We start from the raw sequence: 21,600 nt of genomic DNA on the forward strand, positions 1-21,600 counted from the left end.
CGCGACAGCGGCGAGATCGCCACGGTCCGCAAGGATCCCGCCAGGCGGCCGAGAGGACTACTCCCCCCGCGTGAAGGTGCGCCGGTACTCGGTCGGGGTGGTCCCGAGGATGCGGTGGAAGTGCAGCCGCAGATTCGAGCCGGTGCCGAGGCCGACATCACCGGCGATCCGCTCGACGCTCCGCTCCGAACGCTCCAGCAGCTCCCGGGCCACGTCGATCCTGGCCCGCATGACCCACTGCATCGGCGTGTACCCGGTGTCCTCGGCGAAGCGGCGCGAGAACGTGCGCGGCGAGACCCCCGCGTGCCGGGCGAGCGCTTCGAGGGTGAGGGGCTCGCCGAGCCGGTGCAGCGCCCACTCGCGGGTGGCGGCGAACCGCTCGCCGAGCGGCTCGGGCACGCTGCGCGGCACGTACTGGGCCTGGCCGCCGCTGCGGTAGGGGGCCGCGACCAGGCGCCGGGCGGCGTGGTTCGAGGCGGCCACGCCGAGGTCGCCGCGCAGGATGTGCAGGCAGAGGTCGATGCCGGAGGCGGCGCCGGCGGACGTCAGCACGCTGCCCTCGTCGACGAACAAGACGTTCTCGTCGAGCCGCACGGACGGGTGTTTCGCCGCCAGTGCCCGCGCGTAGTGCCAGTGGGTCGTGGCGCGCTTGCCGTCGAGCAGTCCCGTGGCGGCGAGCGCGAACGCGCCGGTCGAGATGGCGGCGAGCCGCGCGCCCCGCGCGTGGGCGGCGATCAGCGCGTCGAGGACGGCCGGGGGCGGATCGTCACGGTCCGGAAAGCGGTAGCCGGGGACGAAGACGATCTCGGCCCACGCGAGCGCCTCCAGCCCGTGGGTCACGTGGTACGACAACCCGTCCCCGCCGGCCACCGGCCCCGGCGCCGCCCCGCACACCCGAACCTCGTACGGCATGCTCGCGCGCGTCGTGAACACCTGCGCGGGGATACCGACGTCGAGCGGCTTGGCCCCCTCCAGCACGAGGACGGCGACACGGTGAAGAGGCGATGGCGGCACGGAACGAGCGTATGCGCCCCCGAAGGAGACGCCGGCCGTCGCGAGAGGAGAAGACGCAGGGGGCGGCGTCCTAGCCGGCGATCAGTTTGCCGTTCTCCGCCTTGACCGGGACGGCCGGCAGGGGGTCGGTGGCCGGCCCGCGCAGGACCTGGCCGGTGGTGACGTCGAAGCGGCTGCCGTGGCAGGGGCAGTTGCCCTGCCCCTCGACGATCTTGTCCAGGACGCATCCGGCGTGCGTGCACTGCGCGCTGAACGCCTTGTACTGGCCCTCCGCCGGGCAGCTGACGACGACCTTGCGCTCGCGGAACAGCTTCGCCCCGCCGACGGGGACATCGGCCACCGCACCCAGCTCGACCGGCTCCGTCGGCACGGCCGGGCTGCCCGCGCCGCTGTTCGTCTCGGTGGAGCACGCCGCCAGGGTCGCTCCGGCGCCGACGGCCCCCGCGAGCGCGGCGGCGCCCTTGAGGACGGTACGGCGGGCGGCGGCGGACTGCGACGCGGACATGCGGTTCTCCTGGAGCGAGGGGGCCGGGCCCCGGGTGGCCGGGCGCGCTCGACGATACCGGGGGTCCTCCGGGCGGCTCGGATGGGATACCTTCCCCGCGTGATCGTCGTCGGCGGAGAAGCCCTGATCGACCTGGTGCCCCTGGCGGAGCCGGCGGGCGCGCTGCTGCCCCGGCCCGGCGGTGGGCCGTACAACACCGCGCTCGCGCTGGGGCGGCTCGGCGCGGAGGTGGCCTTCTGCTCCCGGGTCTCGTCCGACGGCTTCGGCGAGAGCCTGCTCGCCGGGCTGCGGGCCGCCGGGGTGGACTGCTCGTTGGTGCGGCGCGGCCCGGAGCCGACCACGCTGGCGGTGCCCTCGCTGGCCCCGGACGGCTCGGCGGCGTACCGCTTCTACACCGAGGGCACCGCCGACCGGCTGTTCACGCTGCCGCCCGCGCTGCCGGCGGGCGTACGGGCCCTCGCGCTGGGAACCTGTTCGCTGGTGCTGGAGCCCGGCGCGAGCGCGTACGAGGCCCTGCTGCGCCGGGAGTCGCGGCGGGGGCTGCTCACCCTGCTGGACCCCAACATCCGCCCGGCGCTGATCGCGGACCCGGCGGCGTATCGGGAGCGTTTCCTCGGCTGGCTGCCGTACGTGTCGGTGCTCAAGCTGTCGGAGGAGGACGCGGCCTGGCTGGGCGGCGGGATCCCCGAGTGGCTGGCGGCGGGGCCCTCGGCGGTGGTGTTGACCCGGGGCGCGGCGGGCTTGGCGGTGTGGACCCGGGCCGGGGAGCGGTACGAGGTGCCCGGCCGGCGGGTCCGCGTCGCCGACACGATCGGCGCGGGCGACACCGTCAACGCGGCGCTGCTGCACCGGCTCGCCGGGTCGGATCCGGACGCGGCGCCCTGGCCCGAGGTGCTGGGGTACGCCGCCCACGCGGCCGCCCTGACGTGCACCCGCGCGGGCGCGGAGCCGCCGTACGCGGCCGAGCTGGAGCTCAGCCGCTAGGGAGTGTCCGGCGGACCATGGCCGGGCCCGAAGCGGCCTATCCGACCCTCATCCACAAGACACGACCCAGCCGCCCCGGACCCCACGCCTCCAACGCCGGCGAGGCTGATGTTCCGCCCGGCCGGCACCGATCAGGCCTTGCGGGCCCGCGCCACCGCCGCCTTCTTCGCCGTGGCCCGCTTCGCAGGCGCCTTCTTCACCGGGGCGGAACCCGCGACCGAGGCGGCCGCGTCCGATACCCGGTCCGCCCCGAGAATGTCCCGCAGGAACTTCCCGGTGTGGCTGGCGCCCACCGACGCCACCTGCTCCGGCGTCCCCTCGGCCACCACGAGGCCGCCTCCGTAACCGCCCTCCGGGCCCATGTCCACGACCCAGTCGGCCGTCTTGATGACGTCCAGGTTGTGCTCGATGACGATGACCGAGTTCCCCTTGTCGACCAGCCCCGACAGCACCTTGATGAGCTTGCTGATGTCCTCGAAGTGCAGACCCGTCGTCGGCTCGTCCAGCACGTACACCGTCCGCCCCGTCGACCGCTTCTGCAGCTCCGACGCCAGCTTCACGCGCTGCGCCTCACCGCCCGACAGCGTCGGCGCCGACTGGCCGAGCCGGACGTACCCGAGCCCCACCTCGTTCAGCGTCCGCAGGTGCCGCGCGATGGTCGGCACCGCCTCGAAGAAGCCGAGCGCCTCCTCGATCGGCATGTTCAGGACCTCGGCGATGGACTTGCCCTTGTAGTGGACCTCCAGCGTCTCCCGGTTGTACCGGTCGCCGTGGCACACCTCGCACGGGACGTAGACGTCCGGCAGGAAGTTCATCTCGATCTTGATCGTGCCGTCGCCGGAGCAGTTCTCGCACCGGCCGCCCTTCACGTTGAAGGAGAAGCGGCCCGGCAGGTACCCGCGGACCTTCGCCTCCATCGTCTCCGCGAAGAGCTTGCGCACGTGGTCGAAGACGCCCGTGTACGTCGCCGGGTTGGACCGGGGGGTCCGCCCGATCGGCGACTGGTCGACGTGGACCACCTTGTCGACCAGGTCGTCGCCCTCCACCCGCGTGTGCCGCCCCGGCACGGACCGGGCGCCGTTCAGCTCGCGGGCCAGGTGCGTGTAGAGGATGTCGTTGACCAGCGTGGACTTGCCGGAGCCCGAGACGCCGGTGACGGCGGTGAGCACGCCCAGCGGGAAGGACACGTCGATGTCCCGCAGGTTGTTCTCCTTGGCGCCGTGGACGGTGAGCTTGCGCCCGCCGTTCACGGGCCGGCGGATGTCCGGCACCGGGATGGACTTCTTGCCCGACAGGTACTGCCCGGTCATCGACTCCGTGTTCTTCAGCAGCTCCTTCAGCGAGCCGCTGTGCACCACCTTGCCGCCGTGCTCGCCCGCGCCGGGGCCGATGTCCACGACCCAGTCGGCCACCTTGATGGTGTCCTCGTCGTGCTCGACGACGATCAGGGTGTTGCCCATGTCGCGCAGCCGCACCAGCGTCTCGATGAGGCGGTGGTTGTCGCGCTGGTGCAGGCCGATGGACGGCTCGTCGAGCACGTACAGCACGCCGACCAGACCGGAGCCGATCTGCGTGGCCAGGCGGATGCGCTGGGCCTCGCCGCCCGACAGGGTGCCGGCGGCGCGGTTGAGCGAGAGGTAGTCGAGGCCGACGTCCACGAGGAAGCGCAGCCGCTCGTTGACCTCCTTGAGGACCCGCTCCGCGATCTTCTTGTCGCGGGCGTCGAGCTTCAGCCGGCCGAGGAAGTCCGCGCACTCGCTGATCGACATGGCGGCGACCTCGGCGATGGACTTCTCCATCACCGTCACCGCGAGCACGATCGGCTTGAGGCGGGTGCCCTCACAGGTCGGACAGGGCACCTCGCGCATGTAGCCCTCGAAGCGCTCGCGGCTGGCGTCGCTCTCGGACTCGGCGTGCCGCCTCTTGACGAACGGCACCGCGCCCTCGAAGGCCGTGGTGTACGCGCGCTCGCGCCCGTACCGGTTGCGGTAGCGGACCTCGATCTGTGTCTTGTGCCCGTGGAGCAGGGCCTTCTTCGCGCGCTGCGGCAGCCCCGCCCACGGGATGTCCGTACGGAAGCCCAGCTCATCGGCGAGCGCGCCGACCAGCCGCTGGAAGTAGTCCTTGGTGTGGCCGAGCGACCACGGCGAGACCGCGCCCTCGTCGAGGGTCTTCATCTCGTCCGGGACGATCAGCTCCGGGTCCACCTCCATGCGCGTACCGATGCCGGTGCACTCGGGGCAGGCGCCGAAGGGGGAGTTGAAGGAGAAGGAGCGCGGCTCCAGCTCCTCGAAGGAGAGGTCGTCGTACGGGCAGTACAGGTGCTCGGAGTACATCCGCTCGCGCTCGGGGTCGTCCTCGGCGAGGTCGACGAAGTCGAGGATGACCATGCCGCCGGACAGCCCGAGCGCGGTCTCCACGGAGTCGGTGAGCCGGCGCTTGGCGCTCTCCTTGACGGTGAGGCGGTCGACGACCACCTCGATCGTGTGCTTCTCCTGCTTCTTCAGCGTGGGCGGCTCGGTGAGCTGGATGGTCTCGCCGTCCACCCGCGCGCGGCTGTAGCCCTTGGTCTGGAGGTCGGAGAAGAGGTCGACGAACTCGCCCTTGCGCTCGCGGACCAGCGGGGACAGCACCTGGAAGCGGCTGCCCTCGGGCAGTGCGAGCACCTTGTCGACGATGGCCTGCGGCGACTGGCGCGAGATGGGGCGGCGGCACTCGGGGCAGTGCGGCTTGCCGATGCGCGCGAAGAGCAGGCGCAGGTAGTCGTAGACCTCGGTGATCGTGCCGACCGTGGAGCGGGGGTTGCGCGAGGTCGACTTCTGGTCGATCGAGACGGCCGGGGAGAGTCCCTCGATGAAGTCGACGTCGGGCTTGTCCATCTGCCCCAGGAACTGGCGCGCGTAGGAGGAGAGCGACTCGACGTAGCGGCGCTGGCCCTCGGCGAAGATCGTGTCGAAGGCCAGGGAGGACTTGCCCGAGCCGGAGAGTCCGGTGAAGACGATGAGGGAGTCGCGGGGCAGGTCGAGCGAGACGTTCTTCAGATTGTGCTCGCGAGCGCCACGAACGATGAGACGGTCGGTCACGCCGGTCGCACCTTTCTTGAGAGAGCGGGGGCACGGGCCCCGACTGTCCAGGGTATGGGGGGCGCCTCTGCGATGGGATGGGGTCTGCCTTCCGAGCGTATAGCACGCACATTCGATTTACGGCACTCCGGACACCGCTTCACCCGATCGTGTGGCGGAGGCCGGGCCCCACCGGGGCCTGCCCGGCGGATCAGGGCCGGACAGGCCCTAGGCTCGGATCCATGACTGATCATGTGCACGACCTGCGATCTGTACGTGAAGCCACGGACCGACTGCTGAACGCGGTCGCGAAACTGGACAACGCCGCCCTGTCGGAGGAGTCACACCTCCCCGGCTGGACCCGGGGCCACATCCTGGCCCACCTCGCCCGTAACGCGGACGCCCTCGTGAACGTCTTCGAGGGCCGCCCCATGTACGAGAGCGGCACCGCCCGTGACGCCGACATCGCACGCGACGCCGGCCGGCCCCTGGAAGAACACCTGGCGGACCTCCGTGATTCCGGGAACCGCTTCCTGGCCACCACCGAGCCCGACCAGGACTGGTCGCGCACCGTCGAGCTGCGCAACGGCGTCACCGACCTCGCCGCCAACGTGCCCTTCCGCCGGCTGATCGAGGTCGAGCTGCACCACGTCGACCTGAACATCGGCTACGAGCTGTCCGACCTGCCGAAGGAGTTCACCCTCCGCGAGATCGCCTTCCTCGCCGACCGCTGGTCGGGCCGGCCCGACGTCCCGCCGGTGACCCTCCGGGAGGACGAGGACGGACCGGTCTGGCACACCGGCGGCACCGAGGGCGACCCGGTGGTGCTCGAAGGCCCCCTCGACGAGCTGCTCGGCTGGCTCGCGGGCCGCGGCCCGAAGGGCGCCCGCCTCACCGTCCTGACGGGCCACGCCCTTCCCGAACTCCCCGCCCTCTAGCCCCAGACCCTAGGATCACAGTCATGACGTACAGCGGAGCGGTCAAGGTCGGCGGTCCCGCCGACGTGCACGAGCTCGCGGACCTGATGATTTCCAAGGTCGCGGTGGGTTCGATGAACAACAACGCCTACCTGCTGCGCTGCCGGGCCACCGGCGCGCAACTGCTGATCGACGCGGCCGCCGAGGCGCACACGCTGATCAACCTGATCGGTGACGACGGCATCGAGTCCGTGGTCACCACCCACCGGCACGGCGACCACTGGGGCGCGCTCGCCGAAGTGGTCGATGCGACCGGCGCGCGCACCTACGCCGGCCGCCACGACGCCGAGGGCATCCCCGTCACCACGGACGTCCTCGTCGAGGACGGGGACACGATTCAGGTCGGACGGGTCTCCCTGACCGCCCGCCACCTGGTCGGCCACACCCCCGGCTCGATCGCGCTCGTCTACGACGACCCGCACGGGCACCCGCACGTGTTCACCGGCGACTGCCTCTTCCCGGGCGGCGTGGGCAACACCGGGGGCGACGCGCAGGCCTTCACCTCCCTGCTGGACGACGTGGAGAGCAAGCTCTTCGCACGCCTGCCCGACGAGACCTGGGTCTACCCGGGCCACGGCAACGACACCACCCTCGGCGCCGAGCGTCCGCACCTGGCCGAATGGCGCGAACGCGGCTGGTGACATCCGTCAACATCGCGGGGCCATGCACTCCTTCCGGTCGATGATGACCGAACGCATGTCCTGGGGGTACGGGTTGGGGTAGTTGCTGCACCATGCGACAGCACCCCGCCCCTCCCCCTGCCCCCGTCCCGATGCTCCGGCTCGCCACGGCCGCCCTGGCCGGCACCGCCATCGAGTTCTACGACTTCTTCGTCTACGGCACGGCCGCCGCCCTCGTCCTCGGGCCGCTCTTCTTCCCCTCCTTCTCCCCGCTCGCCGGCACCCTCGCCGCCTTCGCCACCTTCGGCGTCGGCTTCCTCGCCCGACCCCTCGGCTCGGTCGTCTTCGGCCACATCGGCGACCGCTACGGGCGCCGCCCCGTGCTGCTCGGCTCGCTGCTGCTCACCGGCCTCGCCACGGTGGCCGTCGGCTGCGTGCCCTCGTACGCCTCGATCGGCGTCACCGCGCCCGTCCTGTTGCTCCTGCTGCGCTTCCTCCAGGGACTCGGGCTCGGCGGCGAGTGGGGCGGGGCCGTGCTGCTGACCGCCGAACACGCCCCCGAGGGCCGGCGCGGCCTGTGGTCGAGCTTTCCGCAGATGGGCCCGGCGGTGGGCTTCCTCCTGGCCAACGGCCTGATGCTGACCCTGTCCGGAACGCTGAGCGACGCGCAGTTCACCGCCTGGGGCTGGCGGCTGCCCTTCTGGGTCGCCGGTCTGCTGGCGCTGGCCGGGCTCTGGCTGCGTCGATCGGTCGAGGAGACACCGGAGTTCCGGCGGCTGCGGGAAACCGGCCGGCGCGCCGATGCGCCGCTCTCCGAGGTCGTACGCGGCCACTGGCGGCTGCTCCTGCTGACCGGCGGGGCCATGGCCGTCGGCTACGCCGTCTTCTACGCGGTCACCACCTGGGCCCTCGCCTACGCCACCACCCACCTCGGCGTCGGCCGCACCACGATGCTCGCCTGCGTCATGGTCGCGGTCCTGCTGAAGGGGCTCGTGACCCCGCTGCCCGCGGTGCTCGGCGACCGCTGGGGACGGCGCCCGCTGTGCCTGGCCGGCAGCGCGCTCTGCGCGGTGTGGATGTTCCCCTTCGTCGCCCTGCTGCGCACGGGCGACCCCTTGCTGATCGTCGTGGGCTGCACCGGGGCGCTGCTGGGCATGGTGACGATGTTCGCGGTGGTGGGCTCGTACCTGCCCGAGCTGTACGCCCCGCGCGTACGCTGCACCGGCGCGGCCGTCGGCTACAACCTGGGCGGGGTGCTGGGCGGGGCGTTGACCCCGATCGTGGCGACGGCCCTGGCCGACGGTTCGGGGCCGCCGTGGGGGGTGGCGGCGTACCTGACCGTGATCGCGCTGGTCAGTCTGGCCTGCTTCGCGCTGCTCCCGGAGACGCATCCGGCGCTCCCGCGGCCCCGTACGGGCACGGGCACGGAAACCGATGCGGACGCCGACGCGAAGGCGGGGGCGGCCGAAGCGGCCGCCCCCGCGTAGCGCGTAGGGGTCGTCAGGCGTCGACGCTGCGCGTCTCCTCGGCCGGGGCGGCGATCGCCTCGGCCTCCGCCTGCTTCTTCGAGGCGATCAGGCTGGTGATCGTGGTGATCACCAGGACGCCGCAGATGACGCCCAGCGAGACCGGGATGGAGATCTGCGGAACGTGCACGCCGGACTCGTGCAGGGCGTGGAGCACCAGCTTGACGCCGATGAAGCCCAGGATGACGGACAGGCCGTAGCTGAGGTGGACCAGCTTCTTCAGCAGACCGCCGATGAGGAAGTACAGCTGACGCAGACCCATGAGGGCGAAGGCGTTGGCGGTGAAGACGATGTACGGGTCCTGGGTGAGGCCGAAGATCGCGGGGATCGAGTCCAGGGCGAACAGGACGTCGGTGGTGCCGATGGCGAGCATGACCACCATGAGCGGGGTGAGGATGCGCTTGCCGTTGGCGCGGATGAAGAGCTTGGTGCCGTGGTAGCGGTCGGCGACGCCGAACTTCTTCTCGATGGACTTGAGGAGACGGTTCTCCTCGAACTCCTCGTCCTCTTCGTCCTTGCGCGCTTCCTGGATCAGCTTCCACGCGGTGTAGATCAGGAACGCGCCGAAGATGTAGAAGACCCACGAGAAGGTGGTGATGATCGCGGCGCCGGCCGCGATGAAGATCGCCCGCAGGACCAGGGCTATCAGCACGCCCACGAGCAGCACGCGCTGCTGGAGGTGTGAGGGCACCGAGAACTTCGCCATGATCAGGACGAAGACGAACAGGTTGTCCACGCTCAGGGACTTCTCGGTGATGAACCCGGCGAAGAACTCCTGGGACGCCTGGCCGTTGCCGAAGATCAGCAGGCCGAGCCCGAAGAGGGCGGCGAGCACGATCCAGACGACGGTCCAGATGCCCGCCTCCTTCATGGAGACGTCGTGCGGTTTGCGGCCGATGAAGAAATCGGCGCCGATGAGAAGGCACAGACCCGCGATGGTCAGTACCCAAAGGGTCAACGAAACGTCCACTACTTCCACGCCTCCGGCAGATGGCTCAGCACATCGTCAGCGTCATCGCTGCCGGAGGTCTCTTCCACCCGGGCGGCCTGGAGGCCGTGGGCCAACGCCCCGGGACCGACGCGGTCGGTCCGTATTGACGGGTACGTCGTAGCAGGAAAGCAGGAATACTCCCCTCCGCAGGTCCCAGGGTACCCGCGGAGGAGGCGAAAGGTAAAGGGAAGCCCAAGAGCCGGTCAGCTGGAGGTCAGGCGCCGGTCAGGCACAGGTCGTCGACGCCGCTCACCGGCCCCCCGCGCGGCGGGCCGCCGCGACGCGCTCCAGCGCCTGCTCCAGGACCAGGCTGCCGCGCGGCGGGAGGTCGGGCGTGAAGGTCCAGGCGTGCTGCACCCACGGGTCGGCGAGGTGGTTGTCCGGCACCGGCGACAGCCGCAGCAGCGACCGCCACAGCGGGTCGAGCAGCGGCCCGTACGCCGACGCCTCGTCGCGGTCCGCGACCATCAGCAGGTGCACGCCGACCGCCGGGCCCTCGTCGGCCAGGTAGCGCAGCCGCGTGACGGCCCGGTCGTCGAAGCCGTGCGGGAAGTCGTGCACGATCAGCAGCTGCTCGGCGCGGTCCACGTCGGCGGGCAGCTCGTCCGGGGCGCCGGCGCGCAGCGCCATCTGTACGAGGTCCACGCGCCGGGTCAGCGTCTCCAGGGTCCGTGTGACGCCGGCGGCGCCCGTGGCGGGCGGTGCGGCGAGCACCCGGGAGTTCACCAGGGGGGCGAGGGCGGCGGCCCCCGCGCCGGCGGCGTCGATGACGTGGACCGAGAACCGGTCGGCGGGGTGGACGGCCAGCAGGCGTGCGGCGTGGGCGACGGCCATGTCCATCGCGGCCCGTCGCAGCCGGTCGGTGTCCATGGCCATGGCGGCTTCGGAACCGGTGCGGCCGTTGTCGATCCACAGGCCCCTCTCCAGCGGGAGCCGCATCAGCATCGGGATCCGCAGGTCGGGCCGCTCGGGCAGGGTCAGGTCGCCCAGGCGCAGCGCCAGCGGGCCTTCCTCGGGATCGGCGCCGCGGGCGTGCCAGACGGGGTTGTCCCAGCGGGCGTACGCCGCCGGCAGCGCGGGCTCGACGACCTCGCACTCGGCGGTGAGCTGGACGAGGTCCCGGTCGAGGACGGCCCGTGCCCGCTCCACCAGCTCCTCGCGGCGGGCACGGGCGGTGTCGCGGGCGGTGTCGCCCGAGCCGCCGAGGCGGTGGCGGGGGTCGGACAGGGCCTCGTCGAGCTCCCGGTCGAGGCGGTTGTCGGCGAACTCGACGGCGCTGCGGTAGGCGGCGACGGTCCGGGCCAGGTCCTCGAACATGCCCCAGACCTGGTTGTAGAGCCGCTCGTCCATGGACCAGCCGCTCGCGTCGCCGGCGACGGGCCGCGCGTGCTCCCCCGGTGCGGCGGGCGGCGCCGGGCGCGGGCGGGCTCGGGGGCTCGGCGCTGGTACGGCGGCGGCGCGGGTGCGCGTAGTCGATGGTGGGCGGGCCCGCGACGGTGTCCCGGCCGGGGCGCGGGCGGTGGGCGGGCGCCGGGCCGGGCGTGCCCGCGTACGGGGTCCCGGAGACGGGGATCGGGTCCGGCGCCTGGGGCTGGGTCGGGGCGGGCGGGGTGTCCTGCGGCGTGTCCTGCGGGCGCGCAGGCCGCGCGGAACGGTGGGCGCGGGGACGGTGGGGCGCGCGGGCGCGGTGGTGTCGCCGCCCGGTACGCCGACCAGCGCCGCGGACGCCAGTTCCCGGGCCCGGGGCGCGGCGAGCCCGCCGTCGGTGAGCAGCGCGCCGAGCCCGTCGGCGTACCCCTGGCCGACGGCGCGGACCTTCCAGGCGCCCTGGCGGCGGTAGAGCTCCAGGGCGACGACGGCCGTCTCGGGGTCGAGGCCGGTGACGGTGAAGCCGGCGAACTCGGCGCCGCCCTCGCCCGCCACCGCTATGTGCGGGGCGGGGACCGCGCCGAAGCGGGGCGCCCCGCCGGGCGGCAGGACGAGGTGGACGCCGACGCGGTGGACGTCCGCCGCGACGGCGTCGAGGTCGACGGCGACGGTGTGCCGGTCGCCGGCCCCCACCGGCACCCGCAGGCCGGGCAGGGCGGGGGCGCCCGGGTGGGCCAGGACGGCGGGACCGGTGAACCGGCCCCGCTCGTCCGCCAGCGTGGCCACGGCGAGCACGGCCGTGCCCGCCGAGACCCTGATCTCCACCCGGCTGTGGGACACGGGGTGGTTCTGCCCCCGGACCAGTTCGGCCGTCATCGTGCAGCCCCTCCCCCGTGCCTTCTTCTCTTGTTCCGTGTGCTGTCGTGCTGTGGTGCTGTGGTGCTGTTACAGGTGCGGCAGGATCGCCGGCATCAGGTCCTGGAAGGTCTTGCCGTTGGCCGGGTTGCCGAGGGCCGTCATCTTCCAGCCGGCGCCCGCGCGGGACACCTTCGCCATGATCTGCGCCGTGTACTGGCCGCCGCCGTCGAGGGTGTAGCGGGCCAGTTCCTGGCCGTTGGTCTCGTCGACGATGCGGCAGAACGCGTTCTGCACCTCCTGGAACGTCTGGCCGGTGAACGAGTTCACCGTGAAGACGATCTGGTCGATGTGGACCGGTACGCGCTGGAGGTCGACGAGGATGGCCTCGTCGTCCCCGCCCTGGCCGACGCCGCCGACGAGGTTGTCACCGGTGTGCCGCACCGAGCCGTCGTCGCTCTGCAGGTGGCGGAAGAACACCACGTCCACGGGCTGCTTGTCGGCGAAGAGCACCGCCGACGCGTCCAGGTCGATCTCCCGGGTCCGCGAGCCGAACAGGCCGCGGCGCTTGGCCGCCTGCCAGCCCAGGCCCATCCGGACAGCGGTCAGCGTGCCGCCGTCCGCCTTCTGCAGACTGATGGCCTGACCCTTGGTCATGTTGACCGTCACGCGGTGTCCCCTCTCCATGGCCCGCCCCCGATGTGGGCGCGCAGCGTGTTCCTGCGGCTGGATCCAACCCTACTGACCGCCTCCCGGTCAGGCGAGGCCCGCTTCCTTCATCTGTCGCAGCTCCTTCTTCAACTCACCGACCTCGTCCCGGATCCGGGCCGCGACCTCGAACTGCAGCTCGGCCGCCGCGCCCCGCATCCGTTCCGTCATCTGCTCGATGAGCGCGGCCAGTTCCGCGGCGGGCCGGTCGGTGACCGCGACGCCCGCCCCGGCCCCCTTGCCGCCCTTCGCGCCCTTGGCGCCCTTGGCGCCCTTCGCCGCCGCGGCGCCGAGCACGGGCACCGGGGTCTTGGGGCCCGTGCCGTCCTTGCCCTGCCGGTAGCCGGTGGCGAGCAGTTCCTCGGTGTCCAACTCCTCGCGGGCGAGGGTGGCGACGATGTCGTTGATCTTCTTGCGCAGCGGCTGCGGGTCGATGCCGTTGGCGGTGTTGTAGGCGACCTGCTTCTCTCGGCGCCGGTTGGTCTCCTCGATGGCCTTCTCCATCGCCGGTGTGATCCGGTCCGCGTACATGTGGACCTGGCCGGACACGTTGCGCGCGGCGCGGCCGATGGTCTGGATGAGGGAGGTCCCCGAACGCAGGAAGCCCTCCTTGTCCGCGTCGAGGATCGCGACGAGGGAGACCTCGGGCAGGTCGAGGCCCTCGCGCAGCAGGTTGATGCCGACGAGGACGTCGTACTCGCCGGCGCGCAGCTCGCGCAGCAGCTCGATGCGGCGCAGGGTGTCCACGTCGCTGTGCAGGTAGCGGACCTGGATGCCGAGCTCCAGGAAGTAGTCGGTGAGGTCCTCGGCCATCTTCTTGGTGAGGGTGGTGACGAGGACCCGCTCGTCCTTCTCGACACGCTGCCGGATCTCGTGCACCAGGTCGTCGATCTGGCCCTCGGTGGGCTTGACGACGACCTCCGGGTCGACGAGGCCGGTGGGGCGGATGATCTGCTCGACGAAGCCGTCGGAGCGCGACAGCTCGTACTGGCCGGGGGTGGCCGACAGGTAGACGGTCTGACCGATCCGCTTCTGGAACTCCTCCCACTTCAGCGGGCGGTTGTCCAGCGCCGACGGCAGCCGGAAGCCGTGGTCGACCAGGGTCCGCTTGCGCGAGGCGTCGCCCTCGTACATGGCGCCGATCTGCGGGACGGTGACGTGCGACTCGTCGATGACGAGGAGGAAGTCCTCGGGGAAGTAGTCGATGAGGGTGTTGGGCGCGGAGCCGCGCTCGCGGCCGTCCATGTGCAGCGAGTAGTTCTCGATGCCGGAGCAGGAGCCGATCTGGCGCATCATCTCCAGGTCGTAGGTCGTGCGCATGCGCAGCCGCTGGGCCTCCAGCATCTTGCCCTGCTTCTCCAGCTCCGCGAGGCGCTGGGCGAGCTCGGCCTCGATGCCGTTGATCGCCTTCTCCATGCGCTCGGGGCCGGCGACGTAGTGGCTGGCGGGGAAGACGTACAGCTCGCGGTCCTCGCTGATGACCTCGCCGGTGAGCGGGTGCAGCGTGGACAGGGCCTCGATCTCGTCACCGAACATCTCGATGCGGACGGCCAGTTCCTCGTAGACCGGGAAGATCTCGATCGTGTCGCCGCGCACCCGGAAGGTGCCCCGGGTGAAGGCCACGTCGTTGCGCGTGTACTGGATGTCGACGAAGCGGCGCAGCAGCTGGTCCCGGTCGATCTCCTCGCCGACCTTGAGGGGCACCATCCGGTCGACGTACTCCTGCGGGGTGCCGAGGCCGTAGATGCAGGACACGGAGGCGACGACGATCACGTCGCGCCGGGTGAGGAGCGAGTTGGTCGCGGAGTGGCGCAGCCGCTCCACCTCCTCGTTGATCGAGGAGTCCTTCTCGATGTAGGTGTCCGACTGCGGGACGTAGGCCTCGGGCTGGTAGTAGTCGTAGTACGAGACGAAGTACTCGACCGCGTTGTTCGGCAGGAGCTCGCGGAACTCGTTCGCCAGTTGGGCGGCGAGGGTCTTGTTCGGCGCCATCACCAGCGTGGGGCGCTGGAGCTTCTCGATCATCCAGGCCGTCGTGGCCGACTTGCCGGTGCCGGTCGCACCGAGCAGGACGACGTCCTTCTCCCCCGCGCTGATGCGCTTCTCCAGCTCGGCGATGGCCGCCGGCTGGTCGCCGCTGGGCTGGTAGGGGCTGACGACCTCGAAAGGCGCCACCGTTCGTTCGATCTTCGATACGGGCCGCATGGGTCCACCGTACGGCTCCCCACCGACAGTGGGCACGGTCTGGTCCGTTTGTCGTAGTTCGGTGGCGGCGTGGTGATCTTCAAGCCCATGATCGCCGTGACGCGTCCCCCGCCGGCGCCCTTCGGGTGCGACGCCGCAACGTCAGGCGCTCCGCTCCCGTTTGAGGCAGCAGCAGGGCTCACGACCCGAGGAGAACGCACATGTACGTCGTCCGACCCGCCGCCGCGGCCACCGCCGCGTTCCTGGGCCTCACCCTCACCGTACTGGGCGGGGGGTCCGTGTCCGCCGCCCCGATCCCCGGCCCCACCGCGCCCGCTGCGGGCACTCGGGGCGCCGATGTCCTGGTACCCGTCGTCTACGCCCACCGGGGGGCTTCGGCGTACGCCCCCGAGAACACCCTCGAAGCGGTCGACCGGGCCATGTGGCTGGGCTTCGACTGGGTGGAGAACGACGTGCAGCGGACCAAGGACGGGGAGCTGGTCGTCATCCACGACGACACGCTGTCCCGCACGACGGACGTCGAGCAGGTCTTCCCCGACCGCCGGCCGTGGCGGGTCGCGGACTTCACCGCGGCGGAGATCGCGCGGCTGGACGCGGGCGCGTGGTTCGGTGACGGCGAGTACGCGGGCGCGCACGTGCCGACGCTGCGGGAGTACATGGCGCAGGTGCGGGGCAACCGGCAGAAGCTGCTGCTGGAGATCAAGAAGCCGGAGCTCTACCCCGGGATCGAGGAGCAGACCCTGAGGCTGTTGGAGGAGCTGGGCTGGTTGGACGAGCGGCACGTCGCGGACCGGCTGGTGGTGCAGAGCTTCAGCGCCGACTCGGTCAAGATCGTGCACCGGCTGCGGCCCGACGTGGTGACGGCCTTCCTCGGCACGCCGCCCGTGGCCGACCTGCCGCGCTACGCCGAGTTCACCGACCGCATCAACCCGTGGCACACGACGATCTCCGCCGACTGGGTCGCGGCGGTGCACGGCCTGCGCGGGGCGCACGGCAAGGCCATGGAGGTGGACACCTGGATCGTGGACGACGCGGCCACCGCGCGGAAGGTCCAGGCGATGGGGGTGGACGGGATCATCACGAACGCCCCTGACGTCGTGCGCGGTGCGGTGAACGGACTCTGAGCGCGGGCACGGGGCGGGGGTGTCAGTGGGGCGGCTTACGGTGGACGGGTGGACAGCACCGAGCGGCCGCGCGGGCCGCACCTCGAATGGACCGTCGTCACGAGCGACATCGGTCCCCTCCTCCTGGCCGCGACCCCCGAGGGTCTGGTCCGGGTGGAGTTCCACGCCGGGCCGGACCGGGTCGACGCGTTGATCGGCGCGCTGGTCTCGCGCCTCGGCGCCGACGCGTGGCGGCCGGCGCCGGGTGAGGAGGTGCTGCTCGCCGAGCCGATACGGCAGCTCGCCGCGTACTTCGGCGGGACGCTGCGGCGCTTCGACCTGCCGCTGGACTGGCGCCTCAGCTCCGGCTTCAACCGGCAGGTGCTTCAGGAACTGGACCGGTCGGTGCCGTACGGGTCGGTGGTCGGGTACGGGGAGCTGGCCGCCCGCGCCGGTCAGCCGGGCGCGGCCCAGGCCGTGGGCAACGCGATGGGCTCGAACCCGCTGCCGCTGGTCGTCGCCTGCCACCGCGTCGTGGAGAACGACGGCGGCATCGGCGGCTTCGGCGGCGGCGTGGAAACGAAGCGCACCCTGCTGGCCCTGGAGGGAGTCCTCCCACAGCCCCTGTTCTGACCAACCCCGGACGGTCCCGGACCGGGTCGCGCCGGGCCGGTCCCGTACGGCGTCGCGGCCGGACGATCCCCTGCGGTCCCGGACCGGGCCGCACCCGGCCGCCCGCCCGTCGCCGCCAGGTCGGAGGCCCCCGCACGGCCACGGGCCGCACCCGGCCGCCACCCGGCCCCGCCCGTCCCCGGACCGGGTCGCGCCGGGCGGAGCGGCCGGCTCGCCGGCAGCGCCCTCGGGCCGGACCTCCGGGGTTCGGGAGGGGCCGTCGCCGGGGAACCGGCGCGCGCCGAGCCGCACGGCCTCGGACCGCACGGCTTCGTGCGGGGGCCATACCCGGTTTCGGTGGGGCGGGGGCGGTGGGACACTGCGGCGGTGAACACTTCCGCCGGCTTCGGCCCCGCCACGTCCCCACTCGTCGTGCTCACGCGCCCGGGGTGTCGGCGGTGACGCCCGCACGAGACGCCTCCGCCGGGCCGGACGCCACGTCGCAGGACGGCCCGGCCAAGGGCGGCGCAGCCGAGGGCGGCGCGGTCGAGGGTGGGGCCAGCGTGGGGGACCTGCATCGGCTGCGGCGTCGAATATCCGGCGTGCTGATCGCGAGCCAGATGCTCGGCGGGCTCGGCGTGCCGATCAGCATCGCGCTGGCCCCCGTCCTGGCCACCGAGATCAGCGGCACCGAGTCCCTGTCCGGGCTCGCCTCCACGGCCGCCGTGATCGGCACGGCCCTGGTCTCGCTCCCCCTGGCCGCCCTGATGACCGCGCGCGGGCGCCGGCCCGGCCTCGTCCTGGCCTACGCCATCGCCACCCTCGGCGCCGGCCTCGTCGTCGTGGCCGCCTCGATCAAAAGCTTCCCGCTGCTCATGCTCGGCATGGCCGCCTTCGGCGCCGCCTCCTCCGCCAATCTCCAGGCCCGCTTCGCCGCCGCCGACCTCGCGGCCCCCGACCGGCGGGCCCGCGCCATTTCGGTGGTCGTCTGGGCCGCGACCATCGGGGCGGTCCTCGGCCCCAACCTGTCCGCGCCCGCGAGCGACAGCTTCGCCGGCACGGCCATACCCCAGACGGCGGGCCCCTTCGTGTGGGCCGGCGGGGTCTTCGTCCTCACCGGCACGCTGATCGCCGTCTTCCTGCGCCCGGACCCGCTGCTGACGGCCAGGGCGCTGGCCGCACCCGGGAACCCGGCCCGCCAGGGCCACTCGCTGCGCGCCGGCCTCGCCGCCGTCAAGGCCTCCCCGCGCGCCCGGCTCGCGCTGGTCGCCGTCGCCGTGTCCCACACCACCATGGTCTCGATCATGGTGATGACCCCGGTCGACCTCGGCCACCACGGCGCGGGCCTGCGGCTGGTCGGGCTGGTGATCAGCGGCCACATCGCCGGGATGTTCGCCTTCTCGCCCGTCATGGGCTGGCTCGCCGACCGGCTCGGCCGGCTGTCGGTGATCGGCCTCGCGGCGGGGCTGCTGTCACTCGCCGCGCTGCTCGCCGGCACCGCGAACGGCAACCACACCCAGAGCGGGATCGGCCTCTTCCTGCTCGGTCTCGGCTGGTCGGCCGGCCTGGTCTCCGGCTCGGCGCTGCTGACCGACTCGGTGCCGCAGGCCGCGCGGGCCGCCGTACAGGGCCTGAGCGACCTGACGATGAACACGGCCGCCGGCGTCGGCGGCGCGGCGTCCGGAGTGGTCATGGCGCACGCGGGCTACGGCTGGCTCAACGCGATCGGGGCCGCGCTGATCCTGCCGATGGCCGCGCTGGCCCTGTTCACGGGCCGCCGGCACGCGGCATCGCCCGCGCGGGCCGGAGCGGACGGCGTCAGCAGTTGATGTGGTAGGCCTTGCGGAGGGTCTCGTGGACCGTCCACGTGGTCTTGTCGCCCTCCCGCAGGACGCACGCGGAACCCGGGCCCACCTCCAGCGTCGCCCCGCCCTCGACCTCGATCGTGGCCCGGCCGCTGACGACCACGAACAGCTCGTCGGCCTCGGTGTCGGTGACCACCCCGGGAGTGATCTGCCAGATGCCCCGGATCTGCGAGCCGTCCTCGGACTCCCACAGCACCTTCCCCGTCACCACCGGGTCGCCGGAGACGATCTGCGCCGGGTCGAGTTCCTCGCGCTGCAGTTCCGCGTCCGGGAAGTCGGCGACGGACACGGCGAACGAGGCGGGGGCCGACGGAGAGGTGGCGTGCGCGGCGGGGGCGTGGTCACTGGTGCTCATGGCGCGTGAGCCTAGTGCGGACCTTCCGGGCCCCGGAGTGATCACAGCGTCCAGCGCGGGCGCGGCGGACCCGTCATTCCGTCGAGCGGGGGCGCGGCAGGGGCCGGCGGGCCCCGAGGAGGGGCTGGTGGAAGCCGGTGGCCGACGCCGGGTGCCACACCGGCTCGCCGAAGCCTGATTCCCGTACGAACTGCGCGGTCTGCGCCTCCGACAGCGCCCAGTAGGTCGTGGTGGAGGTGCACGGGGCCCAGGTGGCGCCCGTCGGCAGCAGCTGGAACAGCTCGACGTCGTAGCGCTCGCCGTCCTCGTGCCAGTGCCACAACTGGAAGGTGATGGTCCGCCCGTCGGGCCCGGTCCGTACGCGCGGCGCCTCACTGGCGGGCCGGGAGCGGCGCAGTTCGCCGTACGGGCGCGTCGAGAGCAGCAGCAGGCCGCCGGGGCGCAGCACCCGGCGGGATTCGGCCAGGGCGGCGCGCACGTCCTCGGCGGTGAGCAGGTGCGGGAGGGCGTTGTCGGCGCAGACGACGGCGTCGAAGGAGGCGTCGGGGAACGGCAGGGCGCGCATGTCGGCGGCGGCGACCTTCACGTCGAGTCCGCGGGCGGCCGCCTCGGCGGCGGCGCGGGCGGTGGCGACGGGGCTGAGGTCGGTGCCGGTGACCCGGTGGCCCAGCCGGGACAGGCCCAGGGCCTGGGTGCCGATGCCGCAGGCACTGTCCAGCACGGTGTGCGGGCCGCGGCCGAGCGCCGTGGTGAGGAGGGTGTCCAGGGCCCGACCCTGCCGGTCGATGCTCGCGTCCCAATCCGCGTACAGGAGGTCGTAGCGGGCGGCGAGTTCGTCGTAGAAAACGCGCGTGTTCATGGGGGCACGCTACTCGGCCAGGTTCGCGCCGGGGCGGTGGCGGCGCGTTTGGGGGCGGGAATCGCGTGCCATGGATGGGGACATGCCACAGCACAGAGCACATGCGGTCCCGGTCCTGTCGGACGAGGTACGCGAGGCGCTGGCCGCGAACCGGCCCGTCGTCGCCCTGGAGTCGACGATCATCGCGCACGGCCTGCCCCGTCCGCGCAATCTGGAGGTGGGCCTCGAACTGGAGGCGCTCGTCCGGGCGGAGGGGGCCGTTCCGGCCACGATCGCGGTCCTGGACGGGGTGGCGTACGCGGGCCTCGACAAGGCCCGTCTGGAGCGGATCGCCGCAGGTGAGGGCGTACGCAAGCTGGGTCACCGGGATCTGGCGCCCGCGCTCGCCACGGGTGCGAGCGGGGCGACGACGGTCTCGGCGACGGCCTTCCTCGCCGCGCGCGCCGGGCTGCGGGTCTTCGCCACGGGCGGGCTGGGCGGCGTCCACCGGGAGTGGACCAGCTCCCAAGACGAGTCGGCCGACCTCCCGTTGCTCGCGCGGACGCGGATCACGGTGGTGTGCGCGGGCGTGAAGTCGATCCTGGACGTTCCGGCCACGCTCCAGCGCCTGGAAACCCTCGGTGTAGGGATCCTCGGCTACGGGACGGGCCGCTTCCCGGGGTTCTACCTGACGGACTCCGGCCATCCGGTGGACTGGACGGTCGACAGCCCGCACGAGGTCGCCGAGGTGATGGCGGCCCAGGACGTCCTGGCCGGGCCGGAGTCGGCGCTGATCGTCGCCAACCCGGTGCCGGAATCGGAGCAGTTGGATCCGCAACTCCACGACCGGGTGCTGGCGGAGGGTCTCGCGCGGTGTCGGGAGCGCGGGATCACGGGGCAGGCGGTGACCCCGTTCCTGCTGGACTTCCTGGCCCGCGCCACCGCCGGTGCCTCGCTGGAGGCGAACCTGGCGGCGGTACGGGGCAACGTGCGGCTCGGGGCCAGGATCGCGGGGGCCTGGGCGGCTCGGGCATGAGCGGGGCGGCCATGGGTGGGGTGGTCATGGGCGGTACGGGCGCGGGCGGGGCGCTGCTGGTGGTCGGCGACGTGGTGACGGACGTGGTGGCGGTGCACCCGCGGCCCCTGGCCCCGGCGACCGACACCCTGGCCCGCATCCGCACCCTGCCGGGCGGCGCCGGCGCCAACGCCGCCTGCTGGGCGGCCCGTACGGGCACGGCGGAGGTACGCCTCCTCGCGCGCGTGGGCTCCGAATCGGCGCGGTGGCACGAGCGGGCCCTCGTCGACGCGGGGGTGCGGCCACGGCTGGTGGTGGATCCGGCGGAGCCGACGGGCACGGTGGTGGCGCTGGTCGACGGCGACGCGGAGCGGACCTTCCTCACCGACAGCGGGGCCTCGCTGCGTCTGTGCCCCGCCGACTGGGTGCCCGCGCTGCTGGACGACGCCGCGCACCTGCACCTGTCGGGCTACCTGTTCTTCGCCGACAGCAGCCGCGCGTTGGCCCTGGTGGCGTTACGGGCGGCCCGTACGCGGGGTGTGCCGGTCAGCGTGGACCCGGCCTCGGCGGGGTTCCTCGCGACGCTGGGGCCGGAGCGTTTCATGGCCGCCGTCGCGGGGGCCGGGGTGCTGCTGCCGAACGAGGACGAGGCCCGGCTGCTGGCTGGGATGCCGGGGTCGGTCGGGGTGACGCGGGCGGCGGTGGCGCTGAGCCGGCGCGTGCCGCTGGTGGTGGTCACCCGGGGCACGGGCGGGGCGCTCGTCGCCGAGGACGGCCGGATCACCGCCGAGGTGGACGCGGAGCCCGCCGAGGCGGTGGACACCACGGGCGCGGGGGACGCCTTCACCGGCGGGTTCCTCGCGGCCCGTCTCGCGGGGGCCGACCCGGTGGAAGCCGCCCGCGCCGGCTGCCGGGCCGCGGCCCGCGCCGTCGCCCACCTGGGTGGGCGTCCCTGAGGTCGGCCGGGGTGGGGCCGCCTTCCGCCCCACCCCGGCGC

General features: G+C 72.8%; 18 protein-coding genes. 9 read left to right on the forward strand and 9 right to left on the reverse strand.

Annotation, left to right across the window (positions count from 1 at the left end):
* Positions 1-57: 57 nt before the first annotated feature.
* Together M4D82_RS08865 and M4D82_RS08870 are read right to left on the reverse strand one after the other, a co-directional pair.
* Positions 58-1,014: a GlxA family transcriptional regulator gene (locus tag M4D82_RS08865; protein ID WP_249765514.1), complete on the reverse strand. Its 957-nt coding sequence runs from the start codon at positions 1,012-1,014 to the stop codon at positions 58-60.
* Between the two features lie 70 nt (positions 1,015-1,084).
* A complete protein-coding gene (locus M4D82_RS08870; RefSeq protein ID WP_249765515.1) occupies positions 1,085-1,519 on the reverse strand; it encodes a Rieske (2Fe-2S) protein in 435 nt (144 codons plus the stop codon).
* 99 nt (positions 1,520-1,618) lie between these two features.
* On the opposite strand from M4D82_RS08870, the gene M4D82_RS08875 reads away from it, so the two are divergent.
* Positions 1,619-2,503, forward strand: coding sequence for a carbohydrate kinase family protein (locus tag M4D82_RS08875; RefSeq protein WP_249765516.1), 885 nt, complete (start codon positions 1,619-1,621; stop codon positions 2,501-2,503).
* A 131-nt stretch (positions 2,504-2,634) separates the two neighbouring features.
* On the opposite strand, the gene uvrA is transcribed toward M4D82_RS08875, so the two are convergent.
* Positions 2,635-5,586, reverse strand: a complete 2,952-nt coding sequence (uvrA, locus tag M4D82_RS08880) for an excinuclease ABC subunit UvrA (RefSeq protein WP_249765517.1) — start codon at positions 5,584-5,586, stop codon at positions 2,635-2,637.
* A gap of 221 nt (positions 5,587-5,807) precedes the next feature.
* On the opposite strand from uvrA, the gene M4D82_RS08885 reads away from it, so the two are divergent.
* From M4D82_RS08885 to M4D82_RS08895, 3 genes are all read left to right on the forward strand, one after another.
* Positions 5,808-6,503, forward strand: a complete 696-nt coding sequence (locus tag M4D82_RS08885) for a maleylpyruvate isomerase family mycothiol-dependent enzyme (RefSeq protein ID WP_249765518.1) — start codon at positions 5,808-5,810, stop codon at positions 6,501-6,503.
* A 23-nt stretch (positions 6,504-6,526) separates the two neighbouring features.
* A complete protein-coding gene (locus M4D82_RS08890) occupies positions 6,527-7,183 on the forward strand; it encodes an MBL fold metallo-hydrolase (RefSeq protein WP_249765519.1) in 657 nt (218 codons plus the stop codon).
* A 131-nt stretch (positions 7,184-7,314) separates the two neighbouring features.
* A complete protein-coding gene (locus tag M4D82_RS08895; RefSeq protein WP_249771611.1) occupies positions 7,315-8,649 on the forward strand; it encodes an MFS transporter in 1,335 nt (444 codons plus the stop codon).
* 13 nt (positions 8,650-8,662) lie between these two features.
* On the opposite strand, the gene M4D82_RS08900 is transcribed toward M4D82_RS08895, so the two are convergent.
* The 4 genes from M4D82_RS08900 to uvrB all read right to left on the reverse strand — a co-directional run bounded on the left by M4D82_RS08900 (position 8,663) and on the right by uvrB (position 14,815).
* Entirely contained in the window at positions 8,663-9,658 is a 996-nt protein-coding gene (locus M4D82_RS08900) for a TerC/Alx family metal homeostasis membrane protein (RefSeq protein ID WP_249765520.1), read from the reverse strand.
* Between the two features lie 270 nt (positions 9,659-9,928).
* Positions 9,929-11,923, reverse strand: coding sequence for a TerD family protein (locus tag M4D82_RS08905; protein WP_249765521.1), 1,995 nt, complete (start codon positions 11,921-11,923; stop codon positions 9,929-9,931).
* 69 nt (positions 11,924-11,992) lie between these two features.
* Positions 11,993-12,571: a TerD family protein gene (locus M4D82_RS08910; protein WP_249765522.1), complete on the reverse strand. Its 579-nt coding sequence runs from the start codon at positions 12,569-12,571 to the stop codon at positions 11,993-11,995.
* An 87-nt stretch (positions 12,572-12,658) separates the two neighbouring features.
* Complete coding sequence (gene uvrB, locus M4D82_RS08915) at positions 12,659-14,815, reverse strand: excinuclease ABC subunit UvrB (RefSeq protein ID WP_249765523.1); 2,157 nt, start codon at positions 14,813-14,815, stop codon at positions 12,659-12,661.
* Positions 14,816-15,015: 200 nt separating this feature from the next.
* Between uvrB and M4D82_RS08920 the strand changes: the two genes are divergently transcribed.
* The 3 genes from M4D82_RS08920 (at position 15,016) to M4D82_RS08930 (ending at position 18,359) form a co-directional block, all read left to right on the forward strand.
* Positions 15,016-15,939 (forward strand): glycerophosphodiester phosphodiesterase, encoded by a 924-nt coding sequence (locus M4D82_RS08920; RefSeq protein WP_249765524.1) that lies wholly within the window; start codon positions 15,016-15,018, stop codon positions 15,937-15,939.
* 48 nt (positions 15,940-15,987) lie between these two features.
* Positions 15,988-16,551 (forward strand): methylated-DNA--[protein]-cysteine S-methyltransferase, encoded by a 564-nt coding sequence (locus M4D82_RS08925; protein WP_249765525.1) that lies wholly within the window; start codon positions 15,988-15,990, stop codon positions 16,549-16,551.
* 542 nt (positions 16,552-17,093) lie between these two features.
* Positions 17,094-18,359: an MFS transporter gene (locus tag M4D82_RS08930; protein WP_249771613.1), complete on the forward strand. Its 1,266-nt coding sequence runs from the start codon at positions 17,094-17,096 to the stop codon at positions 18,357-18,359.
* Here the strand turns inward: M4D82_RS08930 and M4D82_RS08935 are convergent.
* Positions 18,349-18,750, reverse strand: a complete 402-nt coding sequence (locus tag M4D82_RS08935; RefSeq protein WP_249765526.1) for a cupin domain-containing protein — start codon at positions 18,748-18,750, stop codon at positions 18,349-18,351. The two genes, M4D82_RS08930 and M4D82_RS08935, sit on opposite strands and share 11 nt — an antisense overlap.
* A 73-nt stretch (positions 18,751-18,823) precedes the next feature.
* The gene (locus M4D82_RS08940) at positions 18,824-19,609 is read right to left on the reverse strand and encodes a class I SAM-dependent methyltransferase (protein WP_249765527.1); all 786 of its coding nucleotides are present in this window, start codon (positions 19,607-19,609) and stop codon (positions 18,824-18,826) included.
* 82 nt (positions 19,610-19,691) lie between these two features.
* Between M4D82_RS08940 and M4D82_RS08945 the strand changes: the two genes are divergently transcribed.
* On the forward strand, positions 19,692-20,624 hold the full coding sequence (locus M4D82_RS08945; protein WP_249765528.1) for a pseudouridine-5'-phosphate glycosidase: 933 nt from the start codon (positions 19,692-19,694) through the stop codon (positions 20,622-20,624).
* Complete coding sequence (locus tag M4D82_RS08950; RefSeq protein WP_249765529.1) at positions 20,621-21,559, forward strand: carbohydrate kinase family protein; 939 nt, start codon at positions 20,621-20,623, stop codon at positions 21,557-21,559. Before M4D82_RS08945 ends, M4D82_RS08950 begins: the two co-directional genes overlap by 4 nt.
* Positions 21,560-21,600: the final 41 nt, after the last annotated feature.

This window comes from Streptomyces sp. RerS4 (assembly GCF_023515955.1).
GTDB lineage: Bacteria > Actinomycetota > Actinomycetes > Streptomycetales > Streptomycetaceae > Streptomyces.

Bases quoted from the DNA above. Each gene is read 5' to 3' on its own strand.
- M4D82_RS08870 (WP_249765515.1), bottom strand. From the start codon at position 1,519: ATGTCCGCGTCGCAGTCCGCCGCCGCCCGCCGTACCGTCCTCAAGGGC.
- M4D82_RS08885 (WP_249765518.1), top strand. From the start codon at position 5,808: ATGACTGATCATGTGCACGACCTGCGATCTGTACGTGAAGCCACGGAC.
- M4D82_RS08890 (WP_249765519.1), top strand. From the start codon at position 6,527: ATGACGTACAGCGGAGCGGTCAAGGTCGGCGGTCCCGCCGACGTGCAC.
- M4D82_RS08895 (WP_249771611.1), top strand. From the start codon at position 7,315: ATGCTCCGGCTCGCCACGGCCGCCCTGGCCGGCACCGCCATCGAGTTC.
- M4D82_RS08905 (WP_249765521.1), bottom strand. From the start codon at position 11,923: ATGACGGCCGAACTGGTCCGGGGGCAGAACCACCCCGTGTCCCACAGC.
- uvrB (WP_249765523.1), bottom strand. From the start codon at position 14,815: ATGCGGCCCGTATCGAAGATCGAACGAACGGTGGCGCCTTTCGAGGTC.
- M4D82_RS08920 (WP_249765524.1), top strand. From the start codon at position 15,016: ATGTACGTCGTCCGACCCGCCGCCGCGGCCACCGCCGCGTTCCTGGGC.
- M4D82_RS08935 (WP_249765526.1), bottom strand. From the start codon at position 18,750: ATGAGCACCAGTGACCACGCCCCCGCCGCGCACGCCACCTCTCCGTCG.
- M4D82_RS08940 (WP_249765527.1), bottom strand. From the start codon at position 19,609: ATGAACACGCGCGTTTTCTACGACGAACTCGCCGCCCGCTACGACCTC.
- M4D82_RS08945 (WP_249765528.1), top strand. From the start codon at position 19,692: ATGCCACAGCACAGAGCACATGCGGTCCCGGTCCTGTCGGACGAGGTA.
- M4D82_RS08950 (WP_249765529.1), top strand. From the start codon at position 20,621: ATGAGCGGGGCGGCCATGGGTGGGGTGGTCATGGGCGGTACGGGCGCG.